Source organism: Streptomyces sp. NBC_01304, from assembly GCF_035975855.1.
Classification (GTDB): domain Bacteria; phylum Actinomycetota; class Actinomycetes; order Streptomycetales; family Streptomycetaceae; genus Streptomyces.
Genome location: NZ_CP109055.1, coordinates 7,787,804 through 7,807,313, shown reverse-complemented (window position 1 = coordinate 7,807,313; position 19,510 = coordinate 7,787,804). Strand labels below are relative to the sequence as shown.

Here is a 19,510-nt window from a genome sequence, read left to right as displayed (position 1 = left end):
CGCCCCCATTCCCCGGCCGGCTCCGACCACCTTCTGCAGCTGGAGCCCGGCATGGAGACGCCGTCATGGAGACGTACGCGGACCTGATCGCGGCCGAGGACGTGCTGCTCTTCGTGAACGCGGCGATCACCTCCACAGGACAGCGCGAGTTCCGCTCGGACGCGGACGAGCAGCGGATGTCGCTGGACTTCCTGCACGAGTACGTACGCGTCAACTACCGCCCGCTGTACGCCGCGACGCTCGCCCTCGACATCAACGACCACAACGCCGCCCGCATCATCGAGCAGCTCCTGGTCACCGCGCGTGAGGCCGACGCGGAGCAGCGCCGCGTCGAGGGCCGGCTGATCGCGGTGCGGCTCGCGGCGCTGCCGCCGCAGCGTGTGTACAAGGTGTTCGCGGCGCTGCGCCGCGCGGGCGTCAACAACCGTCGCACCCGGGCGATCGTCCGGGACTGGCTGGCGGGCCGGAAGGACCCCGGGTTCGACGCGGTGAAGTACCGCAGCGGCCTCAAGTCGGCGGTCCGGCACGCACACACGCGGGTCGACGACGAGCTCGGCGACTTCCTCTTCGCGCCCCGCGCGCGCGTGCGCTACGACCATCCGCTGCTCGACACCCACCGGCGGGCCCGCTACGAGCAGGCGGCGCTGTACGAGCTGCCGTTCACGGTCGCCGAGGGCTTCGCCGCGCAGCACGGCATTCCGCGTGCCCGCTTCCTGGAGCGGATCGCGCCCCGCATGACCCGCCTGGAGCGGCTGCGCCTGCAGGGGGCCGCCCAGACGCACAAGGCGCGCGTGGACATTGACCTGGCGACGATGCCGCTGACCCGGCTCGCCTCGTACGTGCTGTCCCTGGACCTCAGCGCCCGCTCCGCCCGTCGCACCGAGCTCACCGACGCGCTGCGGGCGGCCGCCCGCCGGATCGCGGGGCCGCACGCGGGGAGCTGGGGCAAGGTCGCGGCCGTCCTGGACGACAGCTTCTCCGCGTCCGGCTCCGCACAGAAGCGCCGCCGCCCGCTCGCAGTGGCTCTGGCCTGCCATTTCCTGCTGGCCGAACTGGCCGATGGGTACGTGCCGTTGTGGACGTCGGGCCGCCACGACGCCCTGCTCACCTACCCGTACGGCCCGACCCCGCTCGGCACCCGCGTGCTGGACGCGCTGGACCACTCCCCCGAGCGCCTGGTGATCGTCTCGGACGGCTGGGACAACGCCCCGCCGGGCCTGGCCGGCGAGGTCCTCCGGGTGTGGCGGACCCGCCTCGACCCGGGGCGCCGCACCAGCGTCGTGCACCTCAACCCCGTATACGACGCGGCCGACTTCGACGTGCGCCGGATCGCCCCGAGCGTGCCGACCGCGGGCATCCGCGACGCCGAGGACCTGCCGGCCCTGGTGGAGCTGGCGCAGTTCGCGGAGGGGCGCACGGGGCTCGCGGAACTGCGCGCCTATATGGACGACCGCATCAAGCTCTTCATCAACGGCGAGCCCTTCACCAAAGACGGCACCGAGGACTCCACCGAAGACTTCGCCAAGGAAGCGCCATGACCCGCCTCGACCTCACCGGGCTGACCACCCGGCCCGCACAGGTCTGGGGCGGCGTCCGGCTCGTACCCCTCGTGCGCGAGCAGCCGCTCACCGATCTGCGGCTGCGCCACGAGCTGTTCGAGGACGCCCTGCTCGCCGTGGAGGCGGACAAGAACAGTTACTACACCGCGTACATCCCGCACGGCTTCGTGGCCGACTGGACCAAGGACGGCTCCCCGGCGGCGGCGTACGGCACCCAGCTGTGCGACGACGAGCCCGTGCACGCCGTGCCGATGCGCAGGCTCGTCCAGCGCGCCGGCTCCCAGCGCCTGCGCTTCCTTCCGCTGCACCTCGCCCTGGAGGGCTATCTCGCCCTGCACTTCGGCGGCCCGTCCGTCCTGTGGGACGAGTGGTCCCGGCGGGCGATCCGCAAGGGCCTCACGCCGCGCGCGGAGATGGCGTACGCGGGCAGCCAGGTCCAGGGGCTCGACGACGCCCTGCGGATCTTCGAGATCCACCCCGGCCAGTGCGGACTGATGCTGTACGTCGCCGACGCGCTCGCCGCCGCGTTCGTCGTGCCGCACCCGGACGACTACCGGGCCCTGCACGCCACGCTGCTGCAGGACATGTACGGGGAGCTCGTGTACCAGCACGCCCACTACGGCGGCCCGGTGCCGGAGTTCACCGCGAAGATCCCCGACTCGCCGCAGCTGACCACACTGGCCGCACTGCGCGAGGCCGCGCGGGGCCAGGAGCGGGCCTGGGCGACGGCGCACGACACCCAGCTGGCGAACGGGCTGCTCGACGAGTCGTACGAGTTCGACCGGCTCCGGCGGATGGGCCGCTACCGGCTCGCCCGCTTCCTGCCGCCCTTCGAGCGGCAGCGCGAGCAGCACATCGGCGAGGTCATCACCGACCTCAAGGGCCGGGTCGCGTATCTGAAGACGATCCGGCTCACCGAGAACCAGATCAGGCGCGGCCACCTGCTCTCCCAGCTGGCCCGGCACGACTGGAACCTCGCCGACACCGCGCACGCCCTCGGGGCCACGCCCGTCGAGCTGGTGCGCCGGATCAGGGCCGCCGGATTCGACGGAATGCTGAAGCGGCACGTGGTCGAAGCGGCGCAGCGCGGGCACTGGGAGGGCTGACCGGGCGGGGCCTCATGGCTGGCCCGCCGGGCCTCATATACGAGTGAGGCCGCTGAGCGAGGTGCGTAACACGGGGTTCACAGACGGGCAACGGTCGGGAAATCGCGGATTGCCAAGCTGCGCGTACAGCAGGGAAGGCCCGCACAGCCCGCCCGCGCTCCACCCGCGTGACCGCCCGCATCGGCATGCAGAGCCCGCAAAGGATGACGCCCGTGACCTACAAGGCCGAATACATCTGGATCGACGGCACCGAGCCGACCGCCAAGCTCCGCTCGAAGACGAAGATACTGACGGGCGCTGTCGCGGGCGTGGCCGAGCTGCCCATCTGGGGCTTCGACGGTTCGAGCACCAACCAGGCCGAGGGACACGCCTCCGACTGCGTGCTGAAGCCGGTCGCGTCCTACCCGGACCCGATCCGTGGCGGCGACGACATCCTGGTGATGTGCGAGGTCCTCAACACGGACATGACGCCGCACGCCACCAACACGCGGGCGGAACTGGCCGAGGTGGCGACGAAGTTCGCGGCCCAGGAGCCGATCTTCGGCATCGAGCAGGAGTACACCTTCTTCAAGGGCGCGCGTCCGCTCGGTTTCCCCGAGGGCGGCTTCCCGGCGGCGCAGGGCGGCTACTACTGCGGTGTCGGCGCGGACGAGATCTTCGGCCGTGACGTCGTCGAGGCGCACCTGGAGAACTGTCTGAAGGCCGGTCTCGGCATCTCCGGCATCAACGCCGAGGTCATGCCCGGCCAGTGGGAGTTCCAGGTCGGCCCGCTGGCCCCGCTGGAGGTCTCCGACCAGCTGTGGGTCGCCCGCTGGCTGCTCTACCGCACCGCCGAGGACTTCGAGGTCTCCGCGACCCTCGACCCCAAGCCGGTGAAGGGCGACTGGAACGGCGCAGGTGCGCACACCAACTTCTCCACCAAGGCGATGCGCGAGGGCTACGACGCGATCATCACCGCCTGCGAGTCGCTCGGCGAGGGCTCCAAGCCGCTCGACCACGTGAAGAACTACGGCGCGGGCATCGACGACCGCCTGACGGGCCTGCACGAGACGGCCCCGTGGAACGAGTACTCGTACGGCGTCTCGAACCGCGGCGCCTCGGTCCGCATCCCTTGGCAGGTCGAGCAGGAGGGCAAGGGCTACATCGAGGACCGCCGTCCGAACGCGAACGTCGACCCGTACGTCGTCACCCGCCTGATGGTCGACACGTGCTGCGAGGCGCTGGAGAAGGCCGGGCAGGTCTGAGCCACGGCTCTCCCGCAGAATTCGTACGTTGCCCAGGGGGCGCCCGCCGAATCGGTGGGCGCCCCCTGGGCGTTGGGGCTTGGCGGCGTCGGAGGCTTGCGGCGTCGGGGGCTTGGCGGCGTTGTCAGTGGCGTGTGTCACGGTGGGGTCATGCTTGCGATCACGGTGAACACAGAGCGCGGGGAGCGCCTTGCCCGCGTTTCGGCGGACAGGCTCGGGGAGTTGGTGCGGCGCATCGGGGACGAAGGGGACCGGTTCCTGGTCGTCGAGCGGATACCCGAGCTGCCGGACGTCTTCGCCCAGGTGTGGCACGAGGTCGGCGGGGACTATCAGGTGGAGTACCGGGCCGGATCGGCCGACCGGCACTTCGGCGCGAGCGCTCCGGACCCCGGGCGGGTGGCGGAGTTCCTGCTGCGGTGGTCGCGCGAGGAGCGGGACTGGGACGCCGGGCTCGCCTGGGAGCGCGTCGACTTCGGGCCCGCGGCCGATCCCGCGCCGGAGCTGCCCGAGGACATCCGGGGCGAAATGGAGGAGTACGTCCGGGGGTTGATCGCCTGTGGCTACGACGGCCGGGCCGTGCTCGCCGAGTCCGCCGAGGAATGGCTCGTGGACGGGGACGTACGGCCGGTGTCCCCCGCACAGGCCCGGGCCCTGGTGGACCGGCTCTGGCTGGAGCGGCTCGACGAGCAGAAGCTCTGGGCGGGACGCACCGACCCGGAGCGGATCAGCGCGGCGTTCGCGGCGCTGGAGCAGCGGGGCATCACCGCCCGGGAGCACTTCACCTGCTGCCGGACCTGCGGCACGGCGGAGATCGCCGGCGAGGCGGCCGAGGGGGCGCGCGGCTTCGTCTTCTTCCACTCCCAGTGCACGGAATCCGCCGCGGCGGGGCACGGGCTGATGCTGCTGTTCGGCGCGTACGACGGGACGGATGCCGCAACGATCTCAGTGGGGTGGGACGTTGCCGGCGCCCTGGCGAAAGCCGGGTTGCAGCTGGAATGGGACGGTTCGGCCACGCAGGCGATCAAGGTCACACCGCTGGACTGGGCGAAGCGGCTCACGGGGTGAGGCGGGGACGGCATACCGGGTGCGGCGGGCCGGCCGGCGCACGGTTCGCGCCAAGAGCGCTCAAGAACGCGTATCAACCTGCGAGAGCACTCTGCTGCCGCGTGCGGACGTCTGCTTGAATAGGGACATGGACAGCCACCAGAACAACACGCCGGGTCGCCACGACCTCGAGCCGTTCTGGCCTTCCCGTCAGCACCACGACTTCGACCGGGTGTGTTGCCGCGCGCAGAACGCGCCGGCCCTCTAACGCCGTTCACTGAAGCAGACCTTCACTGAGCACGGCCTTCGGTCGACGCGGATCCGTACGTTCCCGAGTTCCCGAGCCTTCGAGCTTCCGAACTTGCGAGTTTCGAGACGCCCACTCCGCGCGAAAGAGCTGACCACTCATGGCACACATCGCCCATTCCCGTACATTCACCACCGCCGCCAACGCGACCGCGCCGCGCCCCGCGCACCCCTCCAGTACCGCCCGGCACCGACTGCGGGCCGTCGACCGGGACGAGGTCGTCGGGTTCCCCGAGGCCCCGGACTTCCTTCCGCCGGGCGCCACTTGGCTGCCCGCGCCGCAGCACACCCTGCCCAGCCTGCCGGGCCACCCGCCGATGGTCGGCTACCTCGTGCTTGTCCCCGCCGACCAGCAGCCGGTGCTCGTCCCCGATCCCGTACCGGCGGGCCGCGATGCCGATGACGCGCTCGTCAGCATCGACCCGGTGCAGCGCACCGCCGCGGTCGAAGGGCGGGCGCTCGATCTGACCTACCTGGAGTTCGAGCTGCTCGCGCATCTCGTCGCCCACCCCAACCGGGTGCACACCCGCGACCAACTGGTCACCACGGTGTGGGGCTACGGCCACGTGGGCGACGGCCGCACGGTCGACGTCCACATCGCCCGGCTGCGCCGCAAGCTGGGCGCCGAGCACCGCGGGACGATCCAGACGGTGCGGCGGGTGGGGTACAAGTACACGCCGCCGCAGGCGCGTTGAGCGATGCCGTCAGTACGCCGCCGGTTTCGGGCGTACGCAACTGAAAGGGGCCGCACCTTCGCAGGTGCGGCCCCTTCCGGCATCAGGCCGCCGTGCCGGCCCGCGCCCGTCCAATCAGCCCGGCCACCGCGTCGAGCACCAGGAACGCCACGAGGCTGATCCCGAGCAGCGGCACGAACCACGCCACCACGGCGCTCACCGCGAGCAGCGGAAGCAGCACCACGAGCGGCACCTTCCGCCAGGCCCCGCGCGGCATCGGCCGCCCGACACCGATCCGGCCCGACCTGGCCGGGCGGCGCTGCCACCACATGCGGTAGCCCCAGACGATCAGCAGGATCGTGCCGAGCATCAGCGCGGCGAGGGCGAGCTGGTTGACCAGGCCGAACAGGACGCCCATGTGGGCGTCGATGCCGACCCGGGTGAGCTTGGCGAGCAGCGGATAGTCGGCGAAGCTCACGTGGTCGAGGACCTTGCCGCTCGCCGGGTCGATCGCCACCGAGTCCAGATGGACCGGGAATTCGGCATCGGTCTGCTTGACCACATAGCCCTGGCCCTCGACCGGCAGGATCACCGAGACCTTGCCGTCGATGCCCTCGCCCCGGGCGATCTTGAGGACCCGGTCGAGGCCGATGTCCGCGCCCTGGTGCGCGCCGGAATGTCCGCCGCCGTGCCCCTCGTGCCCGCCGCCGCCTGAGCCGGCGCCTTCGCCGACCGTCGCGTCCACCACCGGAGTGGCGCCGCCCAGCTGGGACTTGAGCACGTCGATGTTCTCGCCCGCGTACTTCGACCAGGTCAGGCCGGTCGCCGAGAGCAGCACCAGGCCGAGCACGGCCCAAAGGCCGACCGAGCCGTGCCAGGACAGAGTGCGGCCGCGACCCTTCTTCTGGCCCTTGGCGGGCCGTACGAGGTCGCGCTTCCGCTTGCGCCGACGACCGAACCACAGCAGCAGCCCGCCGAGCGCGACGACCCAGAGCCAGCTGGCCGCCAGCTCGCTGTAATGGCGGCCGGTCTCACCGAGGTGCAGATCGCGGTGCAGTTCGTCGAGCCAGGTGCGCAGGGGCAGGGCGCCGGAGCTGCCGTAGCTGGTGAGTTCGCCGCGGACCTCGGCGTTGTACGGGTTCACGAAGACGGCGAGCGAGCGGTCCTCGGGAACTTCGGGGGTGGCTAGCAGGACGCGGGTGGTGGCCCCGTCCTCGAAGCTGGGCCACACGGCGGTGACGGTGGCGTCGGGGTGGGTCTTCCTGGCGGCGTCGACCTGCTCGCTCAGCGGGACGGTCGCGTCGCCGACGGGCACCTCCAGCTCGTGGCTGTAGACGACCTTCTCGGCCTGGAAGGACAGCGAGTAGAGCAGCCCGCTCACGGCGGCGACGAGCAGGAACGGGGCGATGAGCACGCCCGCGTAGAAGTGCAGGCGCAGCAGGAGGGGGCGCAGGGCCGACCAGGCGCCCGGCTTGGCTTCGGGGTCGGTTTCTGGTGCTGCTGGCGATTCTGGTGTTTCGGGTGTTTCGGGTGTTTCGGGTGTTTCGGGTGTCTCTTGTGCCTCTGACGTTACGGATTCTTCGTCTATGTCCGGCGTGGGCCGGTCGTCAATGGCCATGACGTCCTTCGGAGTTCAGTGCGTTGGCAGGGGTGAGCACACCCACGGCCACGCCTGATGTCGCGAAGGCTCAGGCCACGGTGGGTGCGTAACGACGGGGTCGTACCTGCCGGGGTGGTCCGCGCCGGGACACCGCGTGGGCGAGTTCGGCGGTACGCGGACGGGCCTGCCGGCGCCGTGGCGGCGGGCCCTGGCGGGGCGCGGCGGGCGGCTCGACGACGGCGTGCAGCAGCCGGAGCGGGGTGAAGGCCAGGGCGCCCAGGGCGCGCAGGAGTTGGAAGAAGGCCCGCTCGCCGCGGGCCAGCCACAGGGCACAGACGAGTGCGGCGAGGAGGTGGGCGGCGAGCATGCCGAGGGAGCTGTGCAGGAGGGAAGCCTCGTCCGCCATGGGCATGGACATGGGCATCGGCATGGACGTGGGCTCCGACCCGGGCATGGCCGCCGCGTCGGACATCGGCATGTCCATCGCGGCGTGGTCGTGCCCCGGGCCCCCCGATGAGCCGTGGCCCATCGCGCCCGCGAACATCAAGTGCAGGGCGCCCTGCACCCCGAGGAGCCCCGCCCCGATGGTCCAGACCCCACGACGACGGCCGCCTGCGAGCCAGGCGAGGGGGCCGGTGACGCCAAATGACCCCAGAAGGGCGGGGGTCGGGATGTCATGCGCAGACATGGACGAATGCCCCACCGCGGCCAAGGTGACGCACACCGCCGCGAAGAGCGCGGCCCGCAGGGCGCGCATCGGCGACCGGGCATGAGTCATGGCGGGCCATCGTGCCAGTTGCCGGCGGCGGTGGACAGGGCGGGGGTATGCCCGGCTGGGCTCGCTTGGTCGAGTCGTGGCAGGTCGCGGGGCTGCGCCCCGGGCCCCATCCGGTTCGGCTTCTCGCCGTTGCACGACTTCTCGCCGTTGCTGGGGGCGCTGCCCCCAGGCCCCCGCTCCTCAAACGCCGGAGAGGCTGGATTTGGCCTGATCTCCGGAGGGGCTGATTTCGGCCGGTCTCCGGAGGGGGCGAGTTGGAGCTGAACTCCGGATGGGCCGACTTTGGCCCCGCCTCCGGATGGGCCGAGTTGAGCCCGATGCCCAAAGGGGTTGATCTTGGCCTGTGTCCGGAGGGGTCGAGTCGAGACCGATCTCCCGAGGCTCTGATCATGGCCGGTCTCCGGAGGGGTCGAGCTGGGCCTGATCCTCGGTGGGGCTGGCTTTGGCCCGGTCTCAGGAGGGGCCGAGTTGAGCTCGATGCCCAGAAGGGCTGATCTTGGCCGGTCTCCGAAGGGGCCGAGTTGAGCCCGATCCGCAGAGGGGCTCGGCCTGGAACCTCAGATCGGGTGGCGGTAGCCAGGGTTCCGCTTCCCCTGGGAGCGGACGGATTCTCCCGGGAGCGGAATCGCGTTCCGTGAGTGGGCGTCGGGCGGGCAGAGTCCCTCGCATGAGACTTCTGCTTCTTGGTGGTACGGAATTCGCAGGTCGCGCGGTCACCGAGGCGGCCCTGGCCCGGGGTTGGGAGGTGACCGTCTTTCATCGCGGGCGGCATGAGGCGCCGGCCGGTGTCACCGCGCTGCACGGTGATCGCATGGCCGAGGGCGGGCTCGGCGCACTGGCCGACGGCGAGTGGGACGTGGTCGTCGACACCTGGTCGGCGGCACCCACCGCGATCCGGGACGCGGCACGGCTGCTCGCCGGGCGGGTCGGGCGCTATGTGTATGTGTCTAGCAACTCCGTGTACGCCTGGCCGCCCTCGCCCGGCTACGACGAGAGCGCGCCGGTGACCGAAGGGTCGGCCGACGCCGAGCAGGTCGCCTACGCCGAGGACAAGCGGGGCGGTGAGCTGGCCGTGCTGAGGGAGTCCGGCGAGGAGCGTTCGCTGCTCGTGCGGTCGGGGCTCATCATCGGGCCGTACGAGAACATCGGGCGGCTGCCGTGGTGGCTGAACCGCGTCGCCCGCGGTGGTCCGGTCCTCGCGCCCGGGCCGCGCGATCTGGCGCTGCAGTACATCGACGTCCGGGACCTCGCTGAGTGGATCCTGGACGCGTCCGAGGCCGGGCTGAGCGGCCCGTACAACCTGGCCGGCCCGCAGGGGCACACCACGATCGGCGAGCTCCTGGAGGCGTGCGTCCAGGTTGCGGGGGCGGCGGACGCGGAGCTGCGGTGGACCTCGCCGGAGGTGATCGCTGCCGCGGGGATCCAGCCTTGGATGCAGTTGCCGGTGTGGGTGCCGCCCGGGGGTGAGCTGTATGCGGCGCTGCACAGTGCGGACGTGGGCAAAGCGGTCGAGGCGGGGCTGGTCTGTCGGCCGGTGCGCGACACCGTGGCGGATACCTGGACCTGGCTCCAGGCCATCGGGGGTACGCCTCCGCAGCGGCCGGACCGGCCCGTCGTGGGGCTTCCGGCCGACCTTGAGGCGAAGGTTCTGGGTGGCTGAGGGCTTTTAGTTCCCCACGCCGGACGGGCTGATGAAATCAGCCCGTCCGGCGTTTGAGGACACAGCTCCGCAGGACTTCGGGAAGGGGCGGGGAGGGGAAATGGGGTGTACGTAGCACCACCCCCACCCCGGGTGCCGGACCCAATGCCCCTGCGCCCCCCGACCCGCGACACTGGTCACATCACAGCGGGACGTAGGAGGAACACCATGGCCGGGACGAAGTCGAGGGTGCGGGAGGCGGGCATCGCCGCCGCGCAAGGGCTTGCCCTGGGACTCATGGCGCTCGCAGGGTCGATCACCCTGTTCGTGCTGTCCGTGGTGTCGATCGCCCTGATCCCGATCGGGGTCGGGGTCGTCACCACGCCCTTGGTGACCCGGCTCGTACGGGCCCACGCGGGCCGGCGCCGCGAGCTCGCCGCCCAGTGGTCGGGGGTCGACATCCCCGTGCCCTACCGCCCGCTCCCGGCGGACGCCCGCACCGGCGTCACCGGCGTCGTCGAGCGCTGCGTCCATCTCCTCAAGGATCCGGCGACCTGGCGCGACCTGCAGTGGCTGCTGACCGACATGACGGCCGGCGCGATCACCGCCCTGCTCGCACCCGGCCTCATCGCCGAGGGCATCTTCGGGTTCGCGATCTTCGCCGGACTGTGGATCGTCCTGACCGCGGACGGCGGCGCCTGGTGGTACGCGTTCATCCCGGTGACGGGCTGGGCCTCCGCGTTCCTCGCCGCCCTGCTCGGCTGCGTATGGATCACGGTCGACCTGTACGCCGCCCGCCACCTGGTCCGCGCCCACTTCAAGGTCGCCGAGGCCTCCCTCGCGCCGACCAAGGAGGCCGCCCTCGCCCAGCGCATCGAGCGCCTCACCGAGACCCGGCACGACGCGGTGGACTCCTCGGCCGCCGAACTGCGCCGGATCGAGCGGGACCTGCACGACGGGGCGCAGGCCCGCATCGTCGCCATGGGCATGGACCTCGGCACCATCGAGGCGATGATCGAGAAGAACCCGGCCAAGGCCAAGCAGCTGATCGCCCAGGCCCGGCAGAACTCCGCGGAGGCCCTGACCGAGCTGCGCGACCTGGTCCGCGGCATCCACCCGCCGGTGCTCGCCGAGCGCGGCCTCGGGGATGCGGTGAAGGCCCTCGCGCTGCGGCTTCCGGTACGGACCGAGGTGGATGTGGAACTCCCCGGAAGGGCGGACGCGCCCGTCGAGTCGGCCGCGTACTTCGCGATCAGCGAGGTGCTGACCAATGCCGTCAAGCACGCGGGGGCCGACCGGATCTGGGTCGACATCCATCACAGCCCGGAGGCCGGGGGCATGCTGCGGATCGCGGTCACCGACGACGGCAGGGGCGGTGCGGCGATCGGCGCAGGCTCGGGGCTGAGCGGAGTCGAACGGCGGCTCGGTACATTCGACGGCGTACTTGCCGTCAGCAGCCCCGCGGGCGGCCCCACCATGGTGACCATGGAGATCCCTTGCGAGTGCTCCTAGCCGAAGATCTGTTCCTGCTGCGCGACGGCCTGGTGCGGATGCTGGAGGCGTACGACTTCGAGGTCGTGGCGGCCGTAGAGTCGGGCCCCGAACTCACCCGGGCCTTCGCCGAGTTGGAGCCGGATGTCGCCGTGTGCGACGTCCGCCTGCCGCCCTCGCACACCGACGAGGGCCTGCAATGCGCACTCGCCGCACGCCGTGCGCGGCCCGGCCTTCCGGTGCTCGTACTGTCGCAGCACGTGGAGCAGTTGTACGCGCGCGAGCTCCTCGCCGACGGGAACGGCGGGGTCGGGTATCTGCTCAAGGACCGGGTCTTCGACGCGGATCAGTTCATCGACGCGGTGCGGCGGGTGGCGGGTGGCGGTACCGCCATGGATCCGCAGGTCATCCAGCAGCTGCTGTCGCGGCGGGCGGACGACAAGCCGCTGGGCGGGCTCACCCCGCGTGAGCTGGAGGTGCTGGAGCTGATGGCGCAGGGGCGGTCCAACGCGGCGATCGCGGGGCAGCTGTTCGTGACCGAGCGGGCGATCGCGAAGCACACGTCCAATATCTTCGGAAAGCTGGATCTTCCGGTGTCCGATGACGACAATCGCCGGGTGCTCGCGGTCATTGCCTATCTGGACCAGGGACGTTGATGATTCTCGCGGGAATCCTCCGCCGGGATTGAACACGGCGGGCTCGTGTTGCGTACGTATCCCCATGGGACGCACCTCACGAAAACGATCAAAGTTGGCCGGCCGGGCGATCGCCGCTTCGGCGGCATTGATCCTGGGCGGCGGCGGTCTGGCTGTGGTGAATGTCTACGCTTCGGCGGAGGAAGGCATCGAGCAGCCACCCGCACCCCAGGAAAGCCCGGAGAATTCCGGGCAACAGCTGTCCACCATCGACTGCCCCGAAGTCGGCAATGAGCTGACGGATGTGCCCGAGGGGGCAAGGGCAGAAGTCGACCGCCAACTCGCGGCCCTGGACACGCAGATCAGCGAGGCGTACGAGAAGTTCGCGGAAGATCCGAATGCCGCGCAGGATGCCGTACTCGGGCCGCTGGAGGAACAGCGCCGGGCATCCATCGAGGGCATCACGGGCGCCATCGAGCAGGCGGGCGGCACCCCGCCCGAGGTGTTGGACGGCCTGGCCCCGTGCACCTTACGGGCCGACGGCAGCGGCAGCGGCAGCGGCGACGACGCCACCGCACCGCCCGTCGAGGGCAACGGCCCCGCCCCCGAAGACTTCGTCGACATCAAGTCCGTCCGGCCCAATGTCCAGCTCCCCCGCAATCAACGCGGCGCATCCCGCGGCAACTTCACCACGAAATGCGGCACGAACGAGAACGGAAAGCGCAACCCGGACAATGTCATCGTCGCGCCGGGCGTGAGCAACGGCGCCCACCATATGCACGATTACGTCGGCAATCAGGCCAATGACGCCTTCGCCAGCGACGACGATCTCGCGAACGGCCAGACCACCTGCCGCAATCGGGGCGACAGGTCGACGTACTACTGGCCGGTGCTCCGGGTCCGTACCGGTGAGGACGAAAGCGATGTCGGTGCGGACGGCGGTGGAAAGGACCAGAACACCGGGAAGATCCAGACCCCGGCCACCGTTTCGCTGAAGTTCGTCGGAAGTCCGGCCGGAAAGGTCACCGCCATGCCGCGGCTCCTTCGGATCATCACCGGGGACGCGAAGGCCTTCGTCAATGGAAACGCCAATGCGAATGCCTCCTGGAGCTGCACCGGATTCGAGAACCGCCAGCTCAAGGACAAATACCCGCTGTGCCCGGACGGCAGCAAGGTCGTACGGACCTTCCGCTTCCAGAGCTGCTGGGACGGCCGGAACACGGACAGCGCCAACCACCGCACGCATGTCGCGTTCGCCGATCCGCGCAGCGGGGCCTGCCCGCAGGGGTTCAAGGCGATTCCGCAGCTGGTGCAGCGGATCGTCTACGACGTGGACGCGGAGCCGAACTTCGCGCTCGACTCGTTCCCCGAGCAGCTGCACAAGCCGGTCACGGACCACGGTGACTTCATCAATGTCTTCGATGCGAGGCTCATGAACCGGATGGTGTCCTGCATCAACCGCGGCGACCGTTGCCGCTGAGCCGAAGAGAACCCCCTGAACCTGCGCGGTCAGCTCGCGTGGTGGCCGGAGTGGTCTTCCTCCTCGTTCCCCCCACCACTGCCCATGTGGTGCGAGGAGTGCTCCACGTCGCCACCGAGCTGGCCGCGCAGCGCCATGACCACCTTCTCGTCGCCGACCGCCACCCAGCGGGCACCGACGCCGACGAGGTACGTGCCGCCGTAGTCGTTCGCCTCGTCCAGCCACTCGCGCTGGCCCCTGGTCGTGCGGAAGGTGGCCAGGACGAAACGTCCGGCAGCCGTGGTGCAGTTCGCCTGGCGCAGCTCGTCCGCGTCCGTCTGGATGTTGGGCTCGCACGCGACCTTGGCGGCCAGCTGCTCCAGGCTGCCGCCGGCCGTGTCCGGCACGCCGTCGTCCGGTGTGCCGCCGTCCGGCGTCCCGCAGGACACGAGGGCCAGCAGCGCCGCCGTCCCGAGGGCAACTCCCGAGTACCTGAGCCTCATCGTTCTCCTTCGTTCCCACGGGGCCGACACGAACGCGCCAGCTCCGTAGGCACCATTGAGACCTGACGGCCTCTCCAGTTAGCGTGCGCCGCACCAGCCGACACAGGGGGGCACCCGCATGTCTGATCCGTCGCGACGCAGAGTCCTGGGCACCGCCGGTGCCCTCGGCCTCGGGACCGCCCTGGGGACGACCACCCCTTCATTCGCCGCCGAAGGAGCCCCGATGGCCCCCGCCTTCGATACGGATCCCGCGCGCCGCGCGCTCAACAGGCTGCTCCCCGATCACGCGGGGCAGTTCACGCTCACCGCCCTCGACGGCGGCAAGGAGCGCTTCCGGGTCACCGGGTCCACCGGCCGCATCACGGTCGCCGGCACCGGGCCCGCCACGATCCTGACCGGCGTCCACTGGTACCTGAAGTACGTCTGCGGGGCGCACATCTCCTGGTCGGGCACCCAACTCGACCTGCCCAAGCGGCTTTTGAAGCCCGGCAAGGCGATCGAGCGCACCGCGACCGTCCCGCACCGCTTCGCCTTCAACGACACGCACGACGGCTACACGGCACCGTACGCCGACTGGGCACGCTGGGAACGCCTCATCGACGTACTCGCCCTGCACGGCGTGAACGAGGTCCTGGTCACGGCCGGCCAGGAGGCCACGTACCACCGGCTGCTCCAGGACTTCGGCTACTCGGACACCGAGGCCCGCACCTGGCTGCCCGCGCCCTCGCACCAGCCGTGGTGGCTGCTGCAGAACATGAGCGCGTACGGCGGGCCGCTCAGCCCCGAACTGATCGCCAAGCGCGCCGAGTTGGGCCGGAAGATCGCCGACCGGCTGCGCGAGCTCGGCATGCACCCGGTGCTGCCCGGCTACTTCGGGACCGTCCCGGACGGCTTCGCCACGCGCAATCCGGGGGCCCGGACCGTCCCGCAGGGCACCTGGTCGGGCCTGAAGAGACCCGACTGGCTGGACCCGCGCACCGAGTCCTTCGGGCAGGTCGCCGCCGCGTTCTACCGGCACCAGGCCGAACTCTTCGGCGCCATCGGCCACTTCAAGATGGACCTCCTGCACGAGGGCGGCGACCCCGGCGACGTGCCCGTGCCGGATGCCGCCCGCGCCGTGGAGAAGGCCCTGCGGACCGCCCGCCCCGGCGCGACCTGGGAGATCCTCGGCTGGCAGGAGAACCCCCGCCGCGACCTGATCGACGCGCTCGACAAGAAGCATCTCCTGGTCGTCGACGGCCTGTCCGACCTGGAGACGGTCACCGACCGCGAGAAGGACTGGGGCGGCGTGCCCTACTGCTTCGGCACCATCCCCAACTTCGGCGGCCGCACCACGATCGGCGCCAAGACCCACATGTGGACCGAGCGGTTCACGGTCTGGCGCGACAAGCCGGGGTCCACGCTGGTGGGCACCGCGTACATGCCGGAGGCCGCCGAGCGCGACCCCGCCGCGCTGGAACTCTTCTCCGAACTGGCCTGGCGCAACGAGGCAGTTGACCGTACGGAGTGGTTCGAGGAGTACGCGGATCTGCGGTACGGCGGCCGGGACGGTCAGGCCCGCGCCGCCATGGCGGCCCTGCGCGACACCGCGTACAAGATCACCAGCAAGGACGGCCGCCCGCACGACTCGATCTTCGCGTCCCGGCCCAGCCTGACCGCCGCCTCCGGCACCGTCTACGCCACGCACACCCCCGCCTTCTCGCCCGGCGGCTTCGACAAGGCCTTCGCCGCGCTGCTCGGCGTGCGCGAGCCGCTGCGCCGCTCGGACGCGTACCGCCACGACCTCACCGATCTCGCCCGGCAGGCCGTGGCCAACCGCTCCTGGCAGCTGCTGCCGCAGATGAAAGCGGCGTACGCCCGGGGGGACCTGCCCGCCTTCAAGACGATGGCCACGCTGTGGCTGAAGCTGATGCAGCTCAGCGAGGACGTCACCGGCTCGCACCGCGCCTTCCAGCTCGGCCCCTGGCTCGACGACGCCAAGCGGATGGCGTCCTCGCCCGAGGAGTCGGCGCAGCTGGAGCGCACCGCGCGCGTGCTCGTCACCACCTGGGGCGACAAGGTCACCGCGGACGGCGGCCGTCTCGCCAACTACGCCAACCGCGACTGGCAGGGCCTCGTCGGCGACTTCCATCTGCCGCAGTGGAAGGCCTACTTGGAAGAGCTGGAGGACGCCCTCGCGGCCGGCCGGGAGCCGCGGACCTTCGACTGGTACGCCATCGAGGAGCCCTGGACCCGGGAGCGCAAGGAGTACCCGTTGCGGCCGGTGAACGACGCCCACCGCACCGCGCGCCGCGCCCACGACGTGCTCGCCGCCGCGCCCTACCAGGGCACGGTCACCGTCGCCGCCGAGCCGTCCGCCTTCCCGCCGGGCGGGCACGCGCGCGTGACGGCCGCTTTCACCAACGTCAACGGGCTGCGCGCGACGGGCCGCGTGGACTTCGCCCTGACCGGCCTGGACGTGTCACCGTCCGGCGAGGCATCCCTGCCCTCCGTGCCCGCCGCCGGGGCCGGGACCGTCTCCTGGCAGGCCAAGGCCCCCGACGAGCCGCTGACCGGCCCGCTCAAGGAGCTCCCGTACGAGCTGCGCACGCAGTACGGGCCCGCGGGTGCGGAGCGCGTCGCCACGGTGCTGCGGGACAGCCTGTACGTCGCCGGACCGCTGGACGCGGGCTGGAAGACGTACACGAACAGCGGGGCCGTCTTCGGGCAGCTCGGCCCGCGCCTCGCCATCAACGGCGGGGGCCAGGACCTGTGGCGGGCCACGACGGAGTTCGGTGCGGCCTATCGCGAGGGCGGGCTGCGGGACGGCGTCTCGGTGACGGTGAAGGTCGACGCCCAGGCGGTCACCGGGCCCTGGGCCCGGGCCGGGATCATCGCGCGCAACTCCCTTGCCACCGCCGGGTCTCAGGGCTTTGTGAATCTGTCCGTGACTCCGGCGAACGGAGTGGTCCTTTCGTACGACACGAACGGGGACGGGACGCTCGACACGTACAAGCGGATCACCGGGGTCAAGGCGCCGGTGCTGCTTCGGCTTTCGCGGGCGGGGGCGTCCGTGACGGGCTCGTGCTCCGTCGATGGCGGGGCTTCTTGGCAGACGGTCGCGACCGTGCCGCTCGTGGGGGCCGCGGCGTCGCAGGACGTGGGGCTGTTCATGTCGGCGACGCATGGGGGGAGCGGGGCTCGGGGGACGGTGGAGTTCAGCGGGTGGGTTCTGGGCTGAGGTCTTTCTCTTCCCCGCCCCGCCCCTTCCCGAAAGTCCTGCGGACGGCTTCAAAGACTGTCCTCAAACGCCGGACGGGCTGATTTATCAGCCCGTCCGGCGTTTGAGGACTTTCGGGAAGGGGCGGGGCGGGGAAGAAATCACTTGGGTGACCATCCGACGATTCGCTCGTTCTGCTGAATGTGAGTTCACCGGACGTAGCCACTCGCCCCGAGCCCAACCCCGTGGGCCCCGCAGTCGACTTGGAGCAGGCCGAAGCCGCCATCGTCGAGCACTACCCCCGACTCGTGCGGATCGGCTACCTGGTCCTGCCGCCCTCCCTGGGCCGCAACCGCAGGGTGCTGACCGCTCACTCGCTCACCCAGCGCGCCCTGCCGAGGGGCCGCACCCCCGGCGAGGTCACGGCCGTCCCCGCCCCCCGCGGCCAGCGGCAGGCCGACCCCGGGTACGCGTACGTGCGCATGCGCGTGCTGCGCAGCGCCCTGGAGGCCGGCCTCCCGCTGCAGCGCAAGGCCTGGCCCAAGCGGGCCCAGTTGCCGCCGCTGCTCCCCCAGGTGTGGGGGCTGCGGCTCTTCCCCCGCTCGGGCGGCGCCGATGAACTCGCCCTGGACCAGCGGCTTTCCGCGCTCAGCGGGCCGGCCCGCGCCGCGTACGTGCTGCGCGGCCTGGAGCGGCTCCCCGACGCCGACGTACGCAAGGTCCTGGAGGCCGCCGGGGTCGAGGACCCGCACGCCGCGCTCGCCGAGGCGGACGGCGTAGAGGCGATGTACGCCCTGCTCGACTCCCCCGAGTTCGACCCGTGCTCGCTGCAGGCCCGCCCCCCGGACCTGATGCGCCGCCGCCAGCACGCCAAGGCCGCCCTCGCCGCGGCCGCCGCCGCCCTCGTGTGCGGCGCGCTGCTCGGGCTGCCCGGTGACGGCTGGGGCCCGGACGGCGCGGCCGCCCCCGCCTACGCCAAGAACCCGGCGGCCGAAGCGGCCCTGGACCCCGGCCAGTTGGCGAAGGCCGGCCCGCAGGACTGGCGCCGCTCGGCCCGTACCGACTTCTCCGTCTGGCCCGCCCGCGGCGCCCTCACCGGCGACCAGGAGCTGCTGCGCCGCGCCCTCGCGGTCTGGGCCCGGCCCGGCGAGTCCGTCCAGGTCTCCGCGACCCCGGGCACCCCGGCGGGCGCCCCGCCCGGACCGGCCCGGCTCCTCTACGCGGGCGAGGTCGACCAGGCCCGCGTGGTCCTCCTCTACGACGGCCTGCGCATCGTGCGGTACGCCGAGCCCAAGGAGGGCACCAGCGGCGCCGCCCTCGACTTCGCCCGCGTGGACGGCGCCGACCCGGCCGGATCCGGGGCCCTGGTGGTGGGCCGTACCGACGGCAACGTCCGCTATCTGACGGCCCCTTGGGTGCAGGGCGCGACCGTGCGCGACCTTCTCAAGCCGGACGCCGAGCCGGTCGCCCTGCACCGCTCGGCCGACGGGGTCACCGACCCGTTCGCCAGTCCCGCCCAGGCCCGCGACTGCCGCACCTGGAAGGCCCTGGAGCTCCGCGACACCGCCACCACCCGGCTCATGGCCGACCTCGGCGAGCTCGCCCCCGCGCATCTGACCGCGGGCCGCCCCGAGGCGCCGCGCGAGGTCACCGGGGGCCCGGCGAGGGCGAGTTGGGCGCGTACGGCCTGTCTGCTGCCGGCCGTACGGGCACACGGCGTGCGGTCCGTGAACTCCTGGGCGTACGCGAACCAGCGCCTCCCCGAGGCCAACGGCACGGCCACCTGGGTCTGCACCCGGGCCGAGACCTGGCAGGGCTCCGGCAGCCGGGTGCTCGCCCAGTTCCAGGCGCCGGGGAAGGCGACCGGGGCGATCGCGGCGAAGGCGCAGGACTCGCCCGCTTGCGGAGTCCGCGATCCGCGCGTGGTCGCGGGCGTCCTGTGGAAGTCGCGGGGAGGGAACTGGTACGTGGTCGCGGCGGGCAGCCGCCAGATCACGTCGCTCGCCACGTCGGGCGGGGTCCAGGGCAAGGCGACGGGCAATCTGCTCGCCGTACGCGCGAAGAAGGGGGCACGCGCCGAGCTGACCGGACGGCTCGGGGACGGGGCGCGGGTGGACGCGCTGCACTAGCGCAGCGCGGTGGTCGGCCCTGGGACAGCACACCCGCCCAGGGCCTCCGCCACCCGCCTCCGCCGCCCGCCTCCCACGGCCTCCGCCGCGCGGGGGAGGCCGCCCGGCCCGGTCGGTACCCCCGGACGAGGACCCGCCCCGGCC

14 protein-coding genes are annotated in these 19,510 nt (G+C 71.7%); 11 read left to right on the top strand and 3 right to left on the bottom strand.

Translation table 11 applies throughout. The features are described 5' to 3' along the window. Positions 1-65: 65 nt before the first annotated feature. The 5 genes from OG430_RS34695 to OG430_RS34675 all read left to right on the top strand — a co-directional run bounded on the left by OG430_RS34695 (position 66) and on the right by OG430_RS34675 (position 5,954). Positions 66-1,538: a hypothetical protein gene (locus OG430_RS34695; RefSeq protein ID WP_327356598.1), complete on the top strand. Its 1,473-nt coding sequence runs from the start codon at positions 66-68 to the stop codon at positions 1,536-1,538. Continuing rightward, a complete protein-coding gene (locus OG430_RS34690) occupies positions 1,535-2,665 on the top strand; it encodes an ARPP-2 domain-containing protein (protein WP_327356597.1) in 1,131 nt (376 codons plus the stop codon). The genes OG430_RS34695 and OG430_RS34690 overlap by 4 nt, the downstream gene beginning before the upstream one ends. A gap of 212 nt (positions 2,666-2,877) precedes the next feature. Beyond that, positions 2,878-3,909 carry a glutamine synthetase gene (glnII, locus tag OG430_RS34685; protein WP_327356596.1) on the top strand — a complete coding sequence of 344 codons (1,032 nt, stop codon included), beginning with the start codon at positions 2,878-2,880 and terminating at the stop codon, positions 3,907-3,909. 150 nt (positions 3,910-4,059) lie between these two features. After that, entirely contained in the window at positions 4,060-4,974 is a 915-nt protein-coding gene (locus OG430_RS34680) for a DUF6891 domain-containing protein (protein WP_327356595.1), read from the top strand. A 395-nt stretch (positions 4,975-5,369) separates the two neighbouring features. Next, positions 5,370-5,954 carry a winged helix-turn-helix domain-containing protein gene (locus OG430_RS34675; RefSeq protein ID WP_327359352.1) on the top strand — a complete coding sequence of 195 codons (585 nt, stop codon included), beginning with the start codon at positions 5,370-5,372 and terminating at the stop codon, positions 5,952-5,954. Positions 5,955-6,036: 82 nt separating this feature from the next. On the opposite strand, the gene OG430_RS34670 is transcribed toward OG430_RS34675, so the two are convergent. Continuing rightward, complete coding sequence (locus OG430_RS34670) at positions 6,037-7,551, bottom strand: PepSY-associated TM helix domain-containing protein (RefSeq protein ID WP_327356594.1); 1,515 nt, start codon at positions 7,549-7,551, stop codon at positions 6,037-6,039. Positions 7,552-7,621: 70 nt separating this feature from the next. Beyond that, positions 7,622-8,311: a hypothetical protein gene (locus OG430_RS34665; RefSeq protein ID WP_327356593.1), complete on the bottom strand. Its 690-nt coding sequence runs from the start codon at positions 8,309-8,311 to the stop codon at positions 7,622-7,624. A 667-nt stretch (positions 8,312-8,978) separates the two neighbouring features. Between OG430_RS34665 and OG430_RS34660 the strand changes: the two genes are divergently transcribed. The 4 genes from OG430_RS34660 (at position 8,979) to OG430_RS34645 (ending at position 13,556) form a co-directional block, all read left to right on the top strand. Further along, the gene (locus OG430_RS34660; protein ID WP_327356592.1) at positions 8,979-9,971 is read left to right on the top strand and encodes an NAD-dependent epimerase/dehydratase family protein; all 993 of its coding nucleotides are present in this window, start codon (positions 8,979-8,981) and stop codon (positions 9,969-9,971) included. Between the two features lie 207 nt (positions 9,972-10,178). Further along, positions 10,179-11,462: a sensor histidine kinase gene (locus tag OG430_RS34655; RefSeq protein ID WP_327356591.1), complete on the top strand. Its 1,284-nt coding sequence runs from the start codon at positions 10,179-10,181 to the stop codon at positions 11,460-11,462. Then, on the top strand, positions 11,447-12,097 hold the full coding sequence (locus OG430_RS34650) for a response regulator transcription factor (RefSeq protein ID WP_327356590.1): 651 nt from the start codon (positions 11,447-11,449) through the stop codon (positions 12,095-12,097). The genes OG430_RS34655 and OG430_RS34650 overlap by 16 nt, the downstream gene beginning before the upstream one ends. Before the next feature lie 64 nt (positions 12,098-12,161). Beyond that, a complete protein-coding gene (locus OG430_RS34645; RefSeq protein ID WP_327356589.1) occupies positions 12,162-13,556 on the top strand; it encodes a DUF1996 domain-containing protein in 1,395 nt (464 codons plus the stop codon). Between the two features lie 29 nt (positions 13,557-13,585). Here OG430_RS34645 and OG430_RS34640 read toward each other — a convergent pair whose 3' ends face one another. Continuing rightward, a complete protein-coding gene (locus OG430_RS34640) occupies positions 13,586-14,038 on the bottom strand; it encodes a hypothetical protein (protein ID WP_327356588.1) in 453 nt (150 codons plus the stop codon). Positions 14,039-14,156: 118 nt separating this feature from the next. Between OG430_RS34640 and OG430_RS34635 the strand changes: the two genes are divergently transcribed. Together OG430_RS34635 and OG430_RS34630 are read left to right on the top strand one after the other, a co-directional pair. After that, on the top strand, positions 14,157-17,258 hold the full coding sequence (locus OG430_RS34635) for an alpha-N-acetylglucosaminidase (RefSeq protein ID WP_327356587.1): 3,102 nt from the start codon (positions 14,157-14,159) through the stop codon (positions 17,256-17,258). Between the two features lie 182 nt (positions 17,259-17,440). After that, the gene (locus OG430_RS34630; protein ID WP_442816607.1) at positions 17,441-19,366 is read left to right on the top strand and encodes a hypothetical protein; all 1,926 of its coding nucleotides are present in this window, start codon (positions 17,441-17,443) and stop codon (positions 19,364-19,366) included. The last annotated feature ends 144 nt before the right edge of the window (positions 19,367-19,510 follow it).

What these genes read in the sequence shown, in the direction of transcription:
- OG430_RS34695 (WP_327356598.1), top strand. Translation starts at nt 66, where the DNA reads ATGGAGACGTACGCGGACCTGATCGCGGCCGAGGACGTGCTGCTCTTC.
- OG430_RS34690 (WP_327356597.1), top strand. Translation starts at nt 1,535, where the DNA reads ATGACCCGCCTCGACCTCACCGGGCTGACCACCCGGCCCGCACAGGTC.
- OG430_RS34680 (WP_327356595.1), top strand. Translation starts at nt 4,060, where the DNA reads ATGCTTGCGATCACGGTGAACACAGAGCGCGGGGAGCGCCTTGCCCGC.
- OG430_RS34670 (WP_327356594.1), bottom strand. Translation starts at nt 7,551, where the DNA reads ATGGCCATTGACGACCGGCCCACGCCGGACATAGACGAAGAATCCGTA.
- OG430_RS34665 (WP_327356593.1), bottom strand. Translation starts at nt 8,311, where the DNA reads ATGACTCATGCCCGGTCGCCGATGCGCGCCCTGCGGGCCGCGCTCTTC.
- OG430_RS34660 (WP_327356592.1), top strand. Translation starts at nt 8,979, where the DNA reads ATGAGACTTCTGCTTCTTGGTGGTACGGAATTCGCAGGTCGCGCGGTC.
- OG430_RS34655 (WP_327356591.1), top strand. Translation starts at nt 10,179, where the DNA reads ATGGCCGGGACGAAGTCGAGGGTGCGGGAGGCGGGCATCGCCGCCGCG.
- OG430_RS34645 (WP_327356589.1), top strand. Translation starts at nt 12,162, where the DNA reads ATGGGACGCACCTCACGAAAACGATCAAAGTTGGCCGGCCGGGCGATC.
- OG430_RS34640 (WP_327356588.1), bottom strand. Translation starts at nt 14,038, where the DNA reads ATGAGGCTCAGGTACTCGGGAGTTGCCCTCGGGACGGCGGCGCTGCTG.
- OG430_RS34635 (WP_327356587.1), top strand. Translation starts at nt 14,157, where the DNA reads ATGTCTGATCCGTCGCGACGCAGAGTCCTGGGCACCGCCGGTGCCCTC.